The organism is Alcaligenes nematophilus (assembly GCF_026344155.1).
Lineage (GTDB): Bacteria > Pseudomonadota > Gammaproteobacteria > Burkholderiales > Burkholderiaceae_B > Alcaligenes > Alcaligenes phenolicus.
Genome location: NZ_JAPKMZ010000001.1, coordinates 926,961 through 942,046 on the forward strand (window position 1 = coordinate 926,961; position 15,086 = coordinate 942,046).

At 56.1% G+C, this 15,086-nt stretch carries 14 protein-coding genes; 5 read left to right on the forward strand and 9 right to left on the reverse strand.

Going from position 1 to position 15,086, the window contains the following annotated elements:
* Window positions 1-51 precede the first annotated feature (51 nt).
* Both lolA and OSH04_RS04395 read right to left on the reverse strand, forming a co-directional pair.
* Window positions 52-678, reverse strand: coding sequence for an outer membrane lipoprotein chaperone LolA (gene lolA, locus OSH04_RS04390; RefSeq protein WP_060186456.1), 627 nt, complete (start codon window positions 676-678; stop codon window positions 52-54).
* A complete protein-coding gene (locus OSH04_RS04395; protein WP_060186455.1) occupies window positions 668-3,043 on the reverse strand; it encodes a DNA translocase FtsK in 2,376 nt (791 codons plus the stop codon). The genes lolA and OSH04_RS04395 overlap by 11 nt, the downstream gene beginning before the upstream one ends.
* 43 nt (window positions 3,044-3,086) lie before the next feature.
* Here OSH04_RS04395 and trxB point away from each other — a divergent pair, with 43 nt between their 5' ends.
* Together trxB and OSH04_RS04405 are read left to right on the forward strand one after the other, a co-directional pair.
* A complete protein-coding gene (gene trxB / locus OSH04_RS04400; protein WP_009456742.1) occupies window positions 3,087-4,043 on the forward strand; it encodes a thioredoxin-disulfide reductase in 957 nt (318 codons plus the stop codon).
* Complete coding sequence (locus OSH04_RS04405) at window positions 4,030-4,797, forward strand: Smr/MutS family protein (protein WP_266107990.1); 768 nt, start codon at window positions 4,030-4,032, stop codon at window positions 4,795-4,797. Before trxB ends, OSH04_RS04405 begins: the two co-directional genes overlap by 14 nt.
* Before the next feature lie 249 nt (window positions 4,798-5,046).
* Here OSH04_RS04405 and OSH04_RS04410 read toward each other — a convergent pair whose 3' ends face one another.
* The 4 genes from OSH04_RS04410 to OSH04_RS04425 form a co-directional block, all read right to left on the reverse strand.
* A complete protein-coding gene (locus OSH04_RS04410; protein ID WP_009456744.1) occupies window positions 5,047-5,373 on the reverse strand; it encodes a tetratricopeptide repeat protein in 327 nt (108 codons plus the stop codon).
* A gap of 215 nt (window positions 5,374-5,588) precedes the next feature.
* Window positions 5,589-6,635 carry a M29 family metallopeptidase gene (locus OSH04_RS04415; protein ID WP_009456751.1) on the reverse strand — a complete coding sequence of 349 codons (1,047 nt, stop codon included), beginning with the start codon at window positions 6,633-6,635 and terminating at the stop codon, window positions 5,589-5,591.
* 68 nt (window positions 6,636-6,703) lie between these two features.
* On the reverse strand, window positions 6,704-8,035 hold the full coding sequence (locus OSH04_RS04420) for an MFS transporter (protein WP_235484276.1): 1,332 nt from the start codon (window positions 8,033-8,035) through the stop codon (window positions 6,704-6,706).
* A 59-nt stretch (window positions 8,036-8,094) separates the two neighbouring features.
* Complete coding sequence (locus OSH04_RS04425; protein ID WP_009456753.1) at window positions 8,095-8,592, reverse strand: flavin reductase family protein; 498 nt, start codon at window positions 8,590-8,592, stop codon at window positions 8,095-8,097.
* 255 nt (window positions 8,593-8,847) lie between these two features.
* Here OSH04_RS04425 and OSH04_RS04430 point away from each other — a divergent pair, with 255 nt between their 5' ends.
* Window positions 8,848-9,189 carry a Dabb family protein gene (locus tag OSH04_RS04430; protein ID WP_257112159.1) on the forward strand — a complete coding sequence of 114 codons (342 nt, stop codon included), beginning with the start codon at window positions 8,848-8,850 and terminating at the stop codon, window positions 9,187-9,189.
* 147 nt (window positions 9,190-9,336) lie between these two features.
* Window positions 9,337-10,233 carry a PaaX family transcriptional regulator gene (locus tag OSH04_RS04435; protein WP_083053247.1) on the forward strand — a complete coding sequence of 299 codons (897 nt, stop codon included), beginning with the start codon at window positions 9,337-9,339 and terminating at the stop codon, window positions 10,231-10,233.
* 14 nt (window positions 10,234-10,247) lie between these two features.
* On the opposite strand, the gene OSH04_RS04440 is transcribed toward OSH04_RS04435, so the two are convergent.
* From OSH04_RS04440 to icd, 3 genes are all read right to left on the reverse strand, one after another.
* On the reverse strand, window positions 10,248-11,582 hold the full coding sequence (locus OSH04_RS04440; RefSeq protein ID WP_266107991.1) for a carboxylesterase family protein: 1,335 nt from the start codon (window positions 11,580-11,582) through the stop codon (window positions 10,248-10,250).
* A 3-nt stretch (window positions 11,583-11,585) separates the two neighbouring features.
* A complete protein-coding gene (locus OSH04_RS04445; RefSeq protein WP_035274528.1) occupies window positions 11,586-12,821 on the reverse strand; it encodes an acyl-CoA dehydrogenase family protein in 1,236 nt (411 codons plus the stop codon).
* A gap of 307 nt (window positions 12,822-13,128) precedes the next feature.
* Entirely contained in the window at window positions 13,129-14,385 is a 1,257-nt protein-coding gene (icd, locus tag OSH04_RS04450; RefSeq protein WP_026483219.1) for an NADP-dependent isocitrate dehydrogenase, read from the reverse strand.
* Between the two features lie 267 nt (window positions 14,386-14,652).
* Here icd and OSH04_RS04455 point away from each other — a divergent pair, with 267 nt between their 5' ends.
* Complete coding sequence (locus OSH04_RS04455) at window positions 14,653-15,081, forward strand: DUF1841 family protein (protein ID WP_009456762.1); 429 nt, start codon at window positions 14,653-14,655, stop codon at window positions 15,079-15,081.
* Window positions 15,082-15,086: the final 5 nt, after the last annotated feature.

Sequence of the window (15,086 nt, forward strand, 5' to 3'; positions counted from 1 at the left end):
AAGCCAGCCAACACTGACCCTGACGATAGCTGCACAAAAACAGAATGTGCATCAAGGCATGGAGACGACATCCACTCCGGCAGGAGCCTTGAACGTGAAGGTACCCAAGGTAATCCGAGGGTTCGGTTCCAAGCCGGTGAAGTCGATATACGTGGTTTGCCCGAACGAGTCCTGCAATTCCAGACGACGTGGCTCACGATCCTTGAAGCCGATGTCTACGTAGGAAAAGCCGGCATCGCTTTGCAAAGGCGTGGCTCGGATCCACTCCAATCCATCCCGTGCATCTTGCTCAACCAGACGGAAGGAGTCTTCCAGATTGCCAGTACCAAACAAGATCGCAGCAGGCGAAGCGCCGATGGACTGGTCCACACCACGCTCGGTGACCTGGGCCAGATCCGGGTCGTATTGATAAAGCAGCTTGCCGTCAGACACGATCAATTGTTCATAAGGGCGTTGCACATGCCATTTGAACTGACCGGGACGCTGAAACACGAATTGCCCGGATTGCGGCGCACCTTTGGACTGGCCGTTGCTATCGACCGTACGCTGGGAAAACTCGCCTTTTGCAGCACGCACATCTTGTACAAAAGAGCGCAATTGCTCGCTGGCCGAAGCGGCCATGGTCAAGGCAGGTGTAGCGGCCAGCAACATGCTGACCAGCAGTGTCTTAATCTTCATCTTTGGCACCTCCTGCGGGGACCAGAATTTCACGGTTACCGTTAGGCTGCATAGCCGATACCAGACCGGCTTGTTCCATTTGTTCCAGCAGACGGGCTGCCCGGTTGTAACCGATACGCAAATGACGCTGCACCGACGAAATCGAAGCGCGACGATTCTTGATAATGACTTGAACAGCCTGGTCGTACAGCGGGTCCGCTTCAGCATCGACCATGCCAGTAGCGGGGTTGACCCCCTCACCCGATTCGCCTTCGACAGCACCTTCCAGCAGGCCTTCGATGTAATCAGGTTCGCCGTGTTCTTTCAAGTGTTCAACCACGCGGTGAACTTCCTCGTCGCTGACAAAAGCGCCGTGCACTCGTTTAGGCAAACCTGTACCGGGCGGCAAATAGAGCATATCGCCCATGCCCAGCAAGGTTTCCGCACCCATCTGATCCAGAATGGTGCGCGAGTCGATTTTGGAGGACACCTGGAAAGCGATACGGGTAGGAATGTTCGCTTTGATCAGACCTGTAATTACGTCCACGCTAGGGCGCTGAGTAGCCAAAATCAGGTGAATACCAGCCGCACGGGCCTTCTGGGCCAAACGAGCAATCAACTCTTCGATCTTCTTGCCCTGCACCATCATCAAGTCTGCCAGCTCGTCAATAATGACGACAATCATGGGCAGAACAGACAGCGGCTCGGGAGCGTCCGGCGTCAAAGAGAAAGGATTGGGGATAGGCTCTTCACGCTTTTGCGCCTCGCGTATCTTGGCGTTGTAACCGGCCAGATTACGCACGCCCAACTTGCTCATCAAGCGGTAGCGTTTTTCCATTTCAGCCACACACCAGTTCAAGGCGTTGGAGGCCAGACGCATATCCGTGACCACCGGTGCCAGCAAATGAGGAATGCCTTCATAGACACTCATTTCCAGCATCTTGGGGTCGATCAGGATCAGGCGCACATCCGCCGGGTCTGCCTTGTACAGCAGCGACAGAATCATGGCGTTAATCCCCACGGACTTACCGGAGCCGGTTGTACCGGCCACCAGCAAGTGAGGCATCTTGGCCAGATCCGCCACCACAGGCTTGCCGGCAATATCCTTGCCCAAAGCCATGGTCAGCAAAGAGGCGCTGCTGTGATAGGTCTGCGAGCCTACGATTTCCTCCAGACGCACCATTTGGCGGCGGGGGTTAGGAAGTTCCAGGCCCATCAGGTTTTTACCGGGAATGGTTTCCACCACCCGGATGCTGACCAGACTCAAGGCGCGGGCCAGGTCTTTGGCCAGATTCACGATCTGGCTACCCTTCACGCCCGTGGCAGGCTCAATCTCGTAGCGCGTAATGACCGGCCCCGCCTGGGCGGTCACTACCGTCACCGCAACACCGAAGTCCGACAATTTCTTTTCAATCAGGCGCGAGGTGAACTCAATGGTTTCCGGCGACACCGTCTCTACATTGTCAGAGGCGGGGTCCAGCAGGGACAGCGGAGGCAAATCGCCCGCTTCGCCAGCCTGACGAGGCGCCTTGAACAAGGTCTGCTGCTTTTCTTTCTCGACGCGCTCCGATTTGGGCACAGCCACAAAAGCAGGTTCGATACGCACAGGCTGTTCGTGTACCAGTTGCTCCTGCTTGGCGACCACGCTTTCCGTACGCTCGGCACGTTTGACCTCGCCCACGCGACGATCCTGACGGGCCGACCACAAAGTCATCACACGGCGAATCGCCCCTTCGATGAAGCCGCCCAGACGTTCTGCCAACGTCAGCCAGGAGAAACCGAAAAACAAACTGGCCCCACCGGCGAGCAGGCCCATCAGCACCAGAGAGGCTCCACCAAAGCCTATCGAAGTTACTAATAGTTGCGATAATAATTGGCCCAACTGCCCGCCAGCCCCCGCAGGGAGCTGCCATTGCTGGCCCAGGTCTTTAAAAAACAGCGATTCCAGGCCCATGCTGCCCAGAAACAAAAAGAAAAAGCCTATGCCAATTTCCCAGCGCACCCGAGGCAGAACATCCTCGTTTTTTGTGCTGGGCAAGAGCAAAGCAGTCAGACGGTAAAAGCCCACGGCCACGCGCTGCACCAGCAGCACCACCCAAAGCCAGGCCGTCAGACCAAATAGAAACAGGAGGAAATCGGCGATGTGGGCACCAAAGATGCCCCCGCCGTTTTGGGTCAGACCCGAGTGCACGGAATGCGACCAGCCGGGATCGCCCGGATCCCAGGTTGCCAGTACCAGGCCCAGCCAGGCTGCCAGAGCAGCGAAGATAATCCACCGTGCTTCGCGCAGCAGTCCTGTCAGGCGCTGTTGCAGGGCTGAAGGCCCATTACGCACATTTTTGGATGACCGGGACGAACGAGGGGATGTTGCAGGTATTCTTGCCATGGACTCATTATAATTGGAGATCGTCTTTTTCGGATTTTCTGTGATGTCGACTACTAAGCACGCAAAAGTACTCATTCTGGGCTCAGGCCCGGCCGGCTATACCGCAGCGATCTACGCAGCCCGCGCCAACCTCAACCCCGTCTTGGTCACTGGCATGGAGCAAGGTGGCCAACTGATGACCACCACGGATGTAGATAACTGGCCAGCCGATGCCCAAGGCGTCCAGGGACCTGATCTTATGGCACGTTTCCAGGCTCATGCGGAACGATTCGAAACAGAATTAATCTTTGACATGGTGTCCTCGGTTGATCTGTCCACCCGTCCCCTGACCCTGAATGGTGATAGTGGCACAGTCTACACCTGCGATTCGCTGATTATTGCGACAGGCGCCTCGGCTCAGTACCTGGGCCTGCCAACGGAGCAGGAATTCATGGGCCGTGGCGTGTCCGGTTGCGCAACATGTGATGGTTTCTTCTACAAGAACCAGGACGTGGTCGTGGTCGGTGGTGGCAATACCGCCGTGGAAGAAGCCCTGTACCTGTCCAATATTTGCAAGACCGTGACCTTGATTCACCGTCGCGATACCTTCCGTTCCGAACCCATCCTGACCGACAAGCTGATGGACCGCGTCCAGAATGGCAATATCCAGCTGAAACTGCACAGCGAACTGCAAGAAGTGCTGGGTGACGCTTCGGGCGTGACAGGTGTGCGCATCATCAATAACCAGACCCAGGCCACTGAAGACCTGGCTGTGACTGGTGCCTTTATCGCCATCGGCCACAAGCCCAACACCGGGATCTTTGAAGGCAAGCTGGAGATGCACGACGGCTACATCACGACTCGCAGCGGTCTGAAAGGCATGGCCACCATGACTTCCGTTCCTGGCGTTTTTGCCGCGGGCGATGTGCAAGACAATATCTATCGTCAGGCCATTACCAGTGCAGCCAGCGGTTGCATGGCCGCCCTGGACGCACAGCGCTGGTTGGATGAAAACAAATAAGCCCAAAGCCGTAGGGCGTAGTCTGGCAGACCTGAAGAAGTTACAAGGTCAGGTCCGCCAGGATCTCAATCCGCCCCCGGCCCCCGCCCGTCCCCAGGCTCGCAAGCGCCCCCGCCCACCGGATCCCGGTGGCAAACCAGCCAAACTGGCTCCTGCCAGTAATGCTACAGCGGCCCAAGACCCCGTTTCCTTATTGGACCCCAGCGACAGGGCCTGGCTACGCCAGTCCATGCGGGACGTCGCCCCCTTGAAAAAACGCGGTCAAAGCGTAGTCATGAGCCGTCCTGCGGCTAGCCCGGAACAGTTGGAGCAACGTCGTCGCCACGCGGTAGGTGCGCCCGTCAATACTCCTGCCCTGCCCCAGGCCTCTGATCAATATGTCAGCGTGCAAGGTGAAAGCAACGATCTACGACATTTGCGTGCTGGCTGTGGCACCGATGTCTTGCGCGATCTGGAACGCAACCGTTGGCCGATTGAGTCCAGCCTGGATTTGCATGGCTCGGATCTGGAACAGGCCCGCGAGCGACTGGACAACTTTCTGCGCTCCTGTCTGGAGCACGGCGTGCGCTGTGTACGAATTGTCCATGGCACGGGCTACGGCTCGCGCAATGGCGAACCCGTTTTGCGTCATGCCGTGCGTCGCTGGTTAACCCAGCTGCCCAGCGTTCTGGCTTATATGGAATGCGCGCCCAACGAAGGTGGGCAAGGTGCCGTCAAACTGGTGCTGCAAGCCATGTCCGAACCCGGCGTTTGATTTTTTCCATTAGGTACAGACGTAAAAAAGGCCAGCTTTCGCTGGCCTTTTTTTTGTTGTTGTTATGTTGTACTGCCTATTGCTTTTATAATAGTGACCGTTTTATTTCGGTCTTTATTGCCCAGCGTTGCGGGGCTATGTCTCCTCACCTGCATGAAACGTATTGTGCCCCATTTATAAAGCTGTCACACTTAGGGAATGCACTGATACCCGCATGGTAAGAAAATATCAGTCGCCCATTCGCAGTCTTTATTCTGCTGCCTGGTCCAAAGCCTTCACGGCCCGCTTCAAAAACACCTGCATTTCTTTCTCAGCCTGCTTGTCGCCCTGCTCTTGGGCAATCACCAAGCCCTGCTCCAGAATTTCCCTGGCCTGTTTGAATTGCTCCAGGTTCACCAGCACCCGGCCCAACAGCTTCCAGGCTGCGGTGTAACGCGGATTCATTTCCACGGCTTTGGACAAATGTTCGCGAGCCGCTTCCAAATCGCCCTCGCCCATACATGCATTGCCCAGGCCAAAGCGCAACAAAGCATTATCCTTGCCTGCCGCCAGTAGCTTCTCCAATCCTTCGCGCATAATCCGTACCCTTGAAAACAAAGCAAGGCTGGGTCGCGCTGCCTTCACACAAAACAAAATAGCAGCAACGACACGCCTGCACAGCTTGATGACTATTGAACCATCTAGCCATAAACCATTGAGCTTGGTTTTGTACCACGGAATATCAAAGGGCGGCCTCAGCCGGCCGGGCCCTGTAGGCCCATTCGCCTGCTGGTACCGCCCTGGCTAGCGCTTTAGGCCAGATCGCCTTGCAACACCCCCTTGCTGACGACTTCACGGCCATCCAGGCTAACCGTGCAATTGCGCATTGGGTAGTCGAAGTGGCAATCGGAGAAACGGCCAGCCGCTGGATTTGCGCCCGTAGAGAAAAGGAAGTTACCGGCAAAGGCGCGCAACTCGGTTCCGTTGGTATCGCGCTTGTCATACATGGCCATGGAGTCCCAGCGTGCCGCCGGCGCCATGCCCCAGCCCACATGACTGACCGCATAGGCATCCTTGTCATTCCAACTGGCGTAATAGGAGCGGATCAAATCGGCATCCACGCCCTTGCCCTCAATAGCCACGACATAATCGTTTTCGATACGCAGGGTCACCGCCGATTCCAGGTAGCGCTTGAAGGTCAGGTTCACATCTCCACTATCCAGCACCAGCGTGCCATTCACACTGCCATTGCTGGGGTAGCAAATGCACAGGCCAGCAGGCCAATACCCAAAGCTGCCCGGCTTGTCGGCTATCCCGGCACTGCCGCGCCCGATCACACCCGCCAGGCTGACCGTCAGGTCCGTGCCGGCTTCGGAGCTAATGTGCATGACACTGGCATCGGTAATCAGCTTGCCGCCAATATCGCACTTGCTTTGCAAATCAGGACTGGGTTTGACCCGTTCCAGAATCTCGGGATGCTCGTCGCTGATCATCATGATGCGGGCACCTTTGGCCAACAGTGCAGCACGCTCGGGCGAATGCAGCAGCCCTTCTACGGTGCAGTCCACAATGAACTGGCTACCCGCCAAAGCCTGGACAATCGGGTCCATACCTTCCAGCGCCAAAGACGTCCCGGTCGAGCGCAGGGCAATATTGCTTTTCAGACGTGGCGATACCAGTTTCACATGGCAAACCCGTGCCCCCATTTGCGTCAGGGCCAACTCAGCCAGCTCGGCCAGCACGGAGCGCGATTGCGTCTCGGACAGCACGACTGCCATTTCGCCGGGTTGTACTTTGCATAGTCCAAACACTTCTACAAAATCAGCAATCCACTTACCTTCAATATGCTCACGCAACATCTCACTACTCCTTGAAAATTCAAAAAAGGCGCTGCGCGGTTCGTTCAACCGGGCAGCGCCTGTACACATCAGTCGTGCAAATCCTTGCCCTTGGTCTCGGGCGAGGCAATGGTGGCCCACAGGGCCAGAACGCACAGGCCGATCAGGTACCAGTCAAAAACCTGTTTTTGATTGATGGAATGCAGCCAGGCTTGCAAATAGGGAGCGGTCCCGCCCGTCAGGGCACCAGCAACCGAATAGGGCAAGCCCATGGCAACCGCACGAATGCGAGTCGGAAACTGCTCGGGGAAAAAGGCCGGCATGATGGCGGTGGGTGCCGAGATCAACAGCATGCCGCCCGCCATGAACACCACCAGACGCCAGATCTCGCCCTGGCCGCCGGTCAGCACCATGGTCAGCGGGATGATGCTGATGATTGAACCGATGGAGAAGAAATACCAGTTCGCCTTGCGACCAAAACGATCCGAAAATGCGCCCCAGAAAATCAGGCACAGAATCAGGAAAAGATTGGCCCCTACCCCCACCCACATCACTTTGGCGGCAGGCATGCCCAGGGAGGTAATGGCAAAGGTGGGCGCCATGATGGCCCAGACGTAATACAGCACGGTGCCGCCGGCCGACAAGGCAAATACGCGCAAGCAGGCACTGCGATACTTCCAGACCTCCGACCAGAACACGCGGGCGCCCGGGCGCGCCGTTTTGCCTGCCGCTTGCGCTGCGGCCTGACGGGCTTTGAACATGGGAGTTTCATCCAGCTTTCTACGCAGATACAGCGCATATACCCCCAAGGCCCCACCCAAGACAAAAGGCACACGCCATGCCCAGGCCCGAACAACATCCTCACCCAGCAGACTGGTCAGGCAGGCACTGAGCAACACAGCCGCCAATACCCCGATCGTGACAAACACAAACACGGAGGAGGACCACAGTCCACGTTTATGAGCAGGTGCCATTTCGGTGACATAGGTGAAGGAAGAAACCACCTCCCCACCGTGGCCAATCCCTTGCAACAAACGGCCCATCAACAAGAACAGGGCGGCAATCGGCCCCACCATGTCATACGTAGGAGCAATACCAATCACCAAACTGCCCAAGGCTGTCACCAGCATGGACAGGGTCATGGTGAAACGCCGCCCCTTGCGATCGGCCAACCAGCCAAAAAAGATGCCTCCCAGCGGGCGCATGAAAAAACCCACAGCAAATACCGCCAGTGTGCCCAGCAAAGCCGCCAGCGGGTCCTCACTATGGAAAAACTGCTTGGCAAAATAAGCGGCAAAAATCGAATAAGCCGTCCAGTCGTACCACTCCAGGGCGTTACCCGCCCCAACCCCCAAAATAACGCGTCGACGCTGCGCGGCAGTCATGGGCTGCTCGCGCAAAGATGGTGTATGTGCGTCCAAGAGATGTCCCCTTCACTGTGATAGTTATGCTTCTTGTTTATTGTTTTTGATCCGGTGGCTCAGGCCACCAACTGCGTGAAACGAGAACGATGAAAGATCAGTGGCGAAATTTCGCGCTCGATCTGCACATCGTGGATAAGCAATTGCACGGCATCGTGGTCCCCGGCGGGATGCACTTGAAAAACACTGCAGTCAAACCAGACTGATGCCCCTTGTATATGGACGGCCCCCTCCTCGGTCAGCTCGACCTCGATATCGCTGAATCGGCTGTCCTTGTCCGGTCCGGCCAGCTGACGGCAAATAGCCGCATGTTCAGCACTCAAAATTGACACCCCCAGACGCGAGGCGCGAGACAGCAGCGCCCAGGTCGAGGAACTTTTCTGCACAAAAAAGGCGGCCAAAGGCGGATCCAGCGAAACCCCTACGGAAAAACTGGACGCAACAATGACTTGCGGCTTGCCATCGAGTACGGCGGCAATGGCCGCTACCCCGGATGGAAAATGTCCGAAGGCTTCGCGCACCACCCTGGCTCCCAACCCACTTATGTTTTCTTTCATGACGATGACTCTGCTCAGGCGTTAAAGACCCAAAACCCAAAATGAGGCGAGCTCTGCGACAACACACTCGCTTGGCCTCAATTCTGTCTCGATCGTCATTTATTTGCAATAACAAAATAGGCAAATAAGGATGGTTTTTGTTGAATTTAGGTATTAACCCTATGAAAATTCGTCGTTTTAAAAGCTATAGGCCTATACAATTCAACCGAATATTATTGCGTATTATCTTTCGTCATTATTTATTTGCAATAAGTTATGAGCTTAAAACCTCCCGGAATCCACAAGGACAGCATGTATCTACATATCGTTTTGATGGCACCCCACACCCCTGTCAGCCCGGAACTCGCCCCCAAGCTGGACCAGGCCTTTATCCGCATACATCAGGAATGCTCCGGCATAGAACGCTTTGAATGGGTGCCGAACCTGTCACGCAGCTCGGCGCGCTACAGCCATGCCCTGCTTTCTGTATTCCGCACTCAAGAAGCACTGGACGCCTACAGACAGAGTGATGCTCACCAGGCCATGCTGGATGCCATCGCCCCGCACATTCAGGACATCGTCGTGCTGGACAGCGTGCTGGAGAAAAGCCTGCCCTAAGAAGCTCAAGCTGGCGCCCTGGCAAACAGGACGCAAGCAGCCCCAGTGCGGCTACGCTAGCGCCGCCGGGGCACGCACGGTAAAATGGCCCGCTACAAACCTACTATCAAAAATGGGTAGCAATCAGCCCCACCACCGGAAAACAGAATGAAAGCAAGCGTCGCGATTGATGAGTTCATCGCTAGCCGAGACCATGGCGAGCACGAGCAACTTGCCCCGCACCACTACATTCTGACGCTCTACGGTCTGTTCGCCCGCCCCACCGGCGTCATCATTCCCGTGGCCAGCGTGGTTCAACTACTGGCCGACCTGGGTGCTGAACCGTCCAGCGTGCGCTCCGCCATTTCCCGGCTCAAGAAAAAAGGCGTACTAGTTAGCCAACAAGCCGCCTCGGGCAAAGGCTATGCCTTGGCGGCCGAACTGGAGCCGCATATGCAGGCCGGTGACGAGCGGATTTTTTCCTCCCCCTCCATGAATATTCGGGACCCCTGGCTGCTGGTCTCCTTCTCCGTTCCGGAAAGCGAACGCCAGAACCGTCACAAGATTCGTACAGGCTTGGCTCGCATGGGGTTTGGCACGGTAAATGCGGGCCTGTATATAGGTCCGGCGCGCTTGCAGGCAGAGGCTGTCGAGTACATACGCGAGCACCAGCTCTGGCCCTATATTGAGCTGTTCACCTGCGAACCCAGCGGCCTGAGCGATATTCAGGAAAAAATCTCCCGCTGGTGGAATTGGGACAAGCTGGCCAATGAGTACCAGTCCTTCTTGAACTCGTATCAACACGAAGTCGAAGCGTGGCAAACCGCTTTACGCCAAGGCACGGCCGACCCTTTGGAAGCCTTCCGACTCTATATGCCTATGGTGACACGCTGGCGCAGACTGCCCTTTCTGGACCCAGGCCTGGCACCCGAGCTATTGCCAGACAACTGGGTAGGCAATACCGCCCGCAAATTGTTCGGTGACTTGCATCGACTGCTTAGTCCCTTGAGCTCGCAGCACGTGCAGCAGGCCATTCCAAACTGGAAGGCCCGCGGCACGGAGTAAACCTGCTCCTTTACTCAGGCCCCTGCAAAGCGTGCAATGTCGCCCATCAAATCCTGGGCGACGCGCTCAAACCGCTCCGACGTCACCCCCTGCATCATGGGTGCATCCCGCCAGGCCCGGAAGTTGCCAAACTGGAAAGGCAAATCAAAACAATGCCCGCTGAACACCGCTTCAAGCGGGCTTTGTTCCATGAAGCCACTCCAGACCACCGAGCGCCCCGCTGCTTTCAGACTAGCCGCATACTGCGTGGGAAAACGCTGGAATTGCAACCAGGACGACGCGGCCACCACTTGCTGATACGGCGTCAGACCCGAACCTGCTCCCTGATACACCCCATTTCGCAGCAGGCTGTCTGGCAAGTCTCCCACAGGCCATACACCCAAAGCCTGATCGACCTGCTCTTGCGTCGCCTGCCGATGAAAAGGCACGTCAAAAAAGAACACCGAGGACTCTTGGGCAGTACAACGCAGATACACCGCCTGCGCATGGCAGGCTTGTGCCGCCCAGTCAGGATTTAAGAAGTCGGGCGGCATCCCGGCGCTGGCCACAGGCAAGAATGCCGAAGGAGCATGAGCCAAACGTGGCGGCTCTTTGTCCAAGGCCATCATGCCGTGCTGCATCAAGATATCCACGTTCGCCGTCAGCCACTGATCACCCAGGCTTTGTCGCAGGCGCTCTGTGGTTTTCCTTTGTTGCTCGGGTGACCACGGCGTGCGCGTTCCCATGCTGAGCAAAGCAACACGATCAATCCAGCCTCGTGTGGACTCCAGCACGCTGAGCAAATGCGCATACCAGCCACCCGCCGATTGCCCCATCAAGGTAATCTTGTCCGGGTCTCCGCCAAAGGCATGGATACGATCTTTCATCCACTGCAGTGCCAAGAGCAGGTCGGCTGCCGGCAAAGGCAAATCGTCAGCTTGTGCATCGCCCAGGTGCCCCAAGGCACCCAGACGGTAATTCACATTGACCACCACCATGCCCTGCGCTGCCAGGCGGGTGCCGTCATACCAATCCAAAGAAGCGCCGCCACTCATCCAGGCTCCACCGTGGATAAAGAACAGCACAGGCAGACCTTGCGCTTGGGCGGGAGCCCACACATTCAGAAAATAAGCATCTTCAGATTGCGGATTGGCACTGCCTGCGCCCATCACCGCCGCAAGGCGGCTGGGGCGCTGCGGGAATACGGGCACCTGATCCAGAGAGGTCGCTGCCACTCGCCCCGTCGCCGCCTGCGCCGCTTCAAAACGACGCGTACCCTGGGCGTAACGCAGGCCATACCAGGCCCGCACCTCTACGCCATCGGCATGACAACGTCGCGAGGGAGCATTGACCAGCAATGTCGCCGTCATGGTTTAGAGCTTGTTGGAAATGTAAGGCGTACCGGTCATGCCGTTACCGTGTAGCTCATAACCCATAGGGGCGGTAATCGAAGCATGGCGAGTACCTGTATTAATATCCCGCCACATGCGGCCCAGCAAACTGTTTTCCGCAAAAGAGGCCGTGCCATGTAACCAGCACAGATTGTTCACCGCATCCACCAGTTCGTGTCCGGCATGGCCGATTCCGGCGCGGTGACGGGCACGTAGCTCCAAAGGCATGGGCACGGTGCCAGAGGCAGCAGCATCAATTTGAGCCGCAGCGCGTTCCAACAATAAGCGGGCACCATCAATCTGAATACTGGCCGTTCCCAGGTTCTGCACAAACGCCCCCGAATCCGACTGCTTCTTGTAATGGGTATAGGTAATGCCGCGCTTGCCACTGACACCAGTAGTGAAATCCACGGCGGCTTGCGCGGCCCCTAAAGATGGCGCTTGAATGCAGGTGGACATGGTCAGATGCGGCGTCAAACGACGACCAAATGTAGCCAAGGGATCTTGCTCCTGCACATCACCCATCAGTTGCTGAAACGTAATCAGGCGCTCTTTGGGCACCCACAGGTTTTCTGCCACCATGGTGTTGGAGCCCGAGCCGCGCATACCGATGGTGTACCAGGTATCCTGAATTTCAAACTCATCACGACGCATCAGCACAAAGCCCACGGTAGGCTCGACCTGCTCGTTTTCCTTGATGAACAAAATCCCCAGTGCCCAGTCCGAGTGATTGCTGTTCGAGGCAAAAGGCCACTTGCCCGTAATGCGCCAGCCATCGCCATCCGGCGTTGCCGTGCCTTGGGGTTGGGCAAAAATGGACGCCGCACGGATTGGACCGTCTGCAAACACCTCATCAAGCATGGCATCGCTAAAGCGGTTGGCCAGCATGACCGAACCATTAGAGATCACCACACACCAGGCTGCTGCCGGATCGTAATAGCCCACGGCGCTGGCACATTGCAAGAGCATCTCCGCCCCACCCTCATAACCGCCGTAGCGCTTCAAGGCCGAAATGCGCCAGGCCCCGGTGGACTCCAAAGCCTGAACCGCCTCGTCTGACAACATGCGATTACGGTCAGCCTGCGGGGCCAACTCACGTAGCAGCGGGCCGATCTCGTGGATACGCTCCAAAATCTCCTCTGTCTCCTGACGGGATGGCGCCTGGGTAACGGTGATCCGCTCGCGCTCGGCGACCAATGTAGCTCCTGTGATAGTCATAACAGCTCCTTAGAATTATTTGATATGGCAAATTTATAGCTATCGTCAGTTAATCGCAATATCAATAATCATGGAAACCGCTAAACCTGCTTGTTTTATTGAGTTTATTCGGGTTTTCACCTAGTAAAAATCATGTGCCAAGCTTATTTTTAATTGCATAAAACTAACGATCAAAAATATTTTGAGCACAAAAAAAAGCAGAAAAAGAGAGAAAAATGGCCTGCGCCAGCATGAGACGAAAAAAAACCGCCGACCCGAAGGTCGGCGGTTTGTCATGCAGAAAACCGGCTTTAACAGCCTGTATTCATTACATGTTTTCGATCATGACATCGCCAAAGCCGGAGCAGGACACTTGAGTCGCGCCTTCCATCAGACGGGCAAAGTCATAAGTCACTTTACGCGAGGTGATGGATTTTTCCATGCTGGAGATGATCAGGTCAGCAGCTTCGGTCCAGCCCATGTGACGCAGCATCATTTCGGCAGACAGGATCAGCGAACCTGGGTTCACGTAGTCTTTGCCAGCGTACTTGGGAGCAGTACCGTGGGTAGCTTCGAACATGGCCACGGAGTCGGACAGGTTGGCACCGGGAGCGATACCGATACCACCCACTTGAGCAGCCAGAGCGTCGGAGATGTAGTCGCCGTTCAGGTTCAGTGTGGCAATAACGTCGTACTCGGCAGGACGCAGCAGAATCTGTTGCAGGAAGGCGTCAGCAATCGAATCCTTGACGATGATCTCGCGACCAGTCTTGGGATTCTTGAATTTGCACCATGGGCCGCCGTCGATCAATTCAGCGCCGAATTCTTTTTGAGCCAGTTCGTAAGCCCAATCGCGGAAGCCACCTTCGGTGAACTTCATGATGTTGCCCTTGTGAACGATGGTCACGGAAGAGCGATCGTTGTCGATGGCGTACTGGATGGCCTTGCGCACCAGGCGCTCGGTACCTTCGCGGGAAACAGGCTTGACACCGATACCGGAGGTATTGGGGAAGCGAATCTTGTTCACGCCCAGGGTGTTTTGCAGGAAGTCGATCAGCTTCTTGGCGCTTTCGGACTCGGCAGCAAATTCAATACCGGCGTAAATGTCTTCGGAGTTCTCGCGGAAAATGACCATTTCGGTCTTTTCTGGCTCACGCACAGGCGAAGGAACACCCTTGAAGTAGCGCACTGGGCGCAGGCAGACGTACAGGTCCAGTTGCTGACGCAGGGCCACGTTCAGGGAACGGATGCCGCCGCCAACGGGAGTGGTCAGAGGGCCTTTGATGGACACGACGTAGTCTTTAACGGCATCCAGAGTTTCTTCTGGCAGCCAGACGTCGGAACCGTACACCTTGGTGGATTTTTCACCGGCGAACACTTCCATCCATTCGATCTTGCGCTTGCCGCCATAAGCCTTGGCAACAGCAGCGTCGACCACTTTAATCATGACTGGCGAAATATCCACGCCCGTACCATCACCCTCGATGTAAGGAATAATGGGTTGATCGGGAACATTCAGGGAAAAATCCGCGTTAACTGTAATTTTCTGCCCCGACGCGGGGATCTTGATATGCTGATAGGACATGGATGCTCCAGTTGTGCTCCAATATTAGGGATAGCTAAACACGGAACGCTTTCGCGTTTCCGAAGTCTTATATAAGAGTTTAACTTAATTCGCGCGTATTCAGGCACCTGTAAACTCAAAGCTTGCCAAAAATGCTTGCATTCTTGGCAACTTATCCATTCTACACGGCCCCGATTGCAGCTTGTGCCGGCCTTGCGCCCCCACCATTTCACGCAAAACACGCGCCGAAGATTCGCATTTTCTGACTATTTTTATCTCGATTCCACCATGTTCAACCCCTCTCGCGAGCAGGTTCGCCAATTTTTCATTGAAGCTTGGGACAAGCACCAAAGTGGTCATCTGCTGACCGCTCTGGAAACCATGGCGGTGGATCTGGTGCAACAGCACCCTGAATACCACGACGACTTGCGCAACGCCGACGCCGTCAACCAGGACTATTCCGTGGAGCAAGGACGCAGCAATCCCTTCCTGCATCTGTCCATGCACCTGGCTATCAATGAACAACTGTCCATTGACCAGCCTCCGGGCATCAAGGCAGCGTATCAGCGCCTATTGACCCGGCACGATCAGCACGCCGCAGCGCACATCATTATGGAAGCGCTGGGCGAGGTGATCTGGGAAGCACAACGTCTGGGCACACCGCTGAACAACGAGCGCTATATCGAATTGATTTTGCGCCACAGCACGCGCGACTAAAGTCG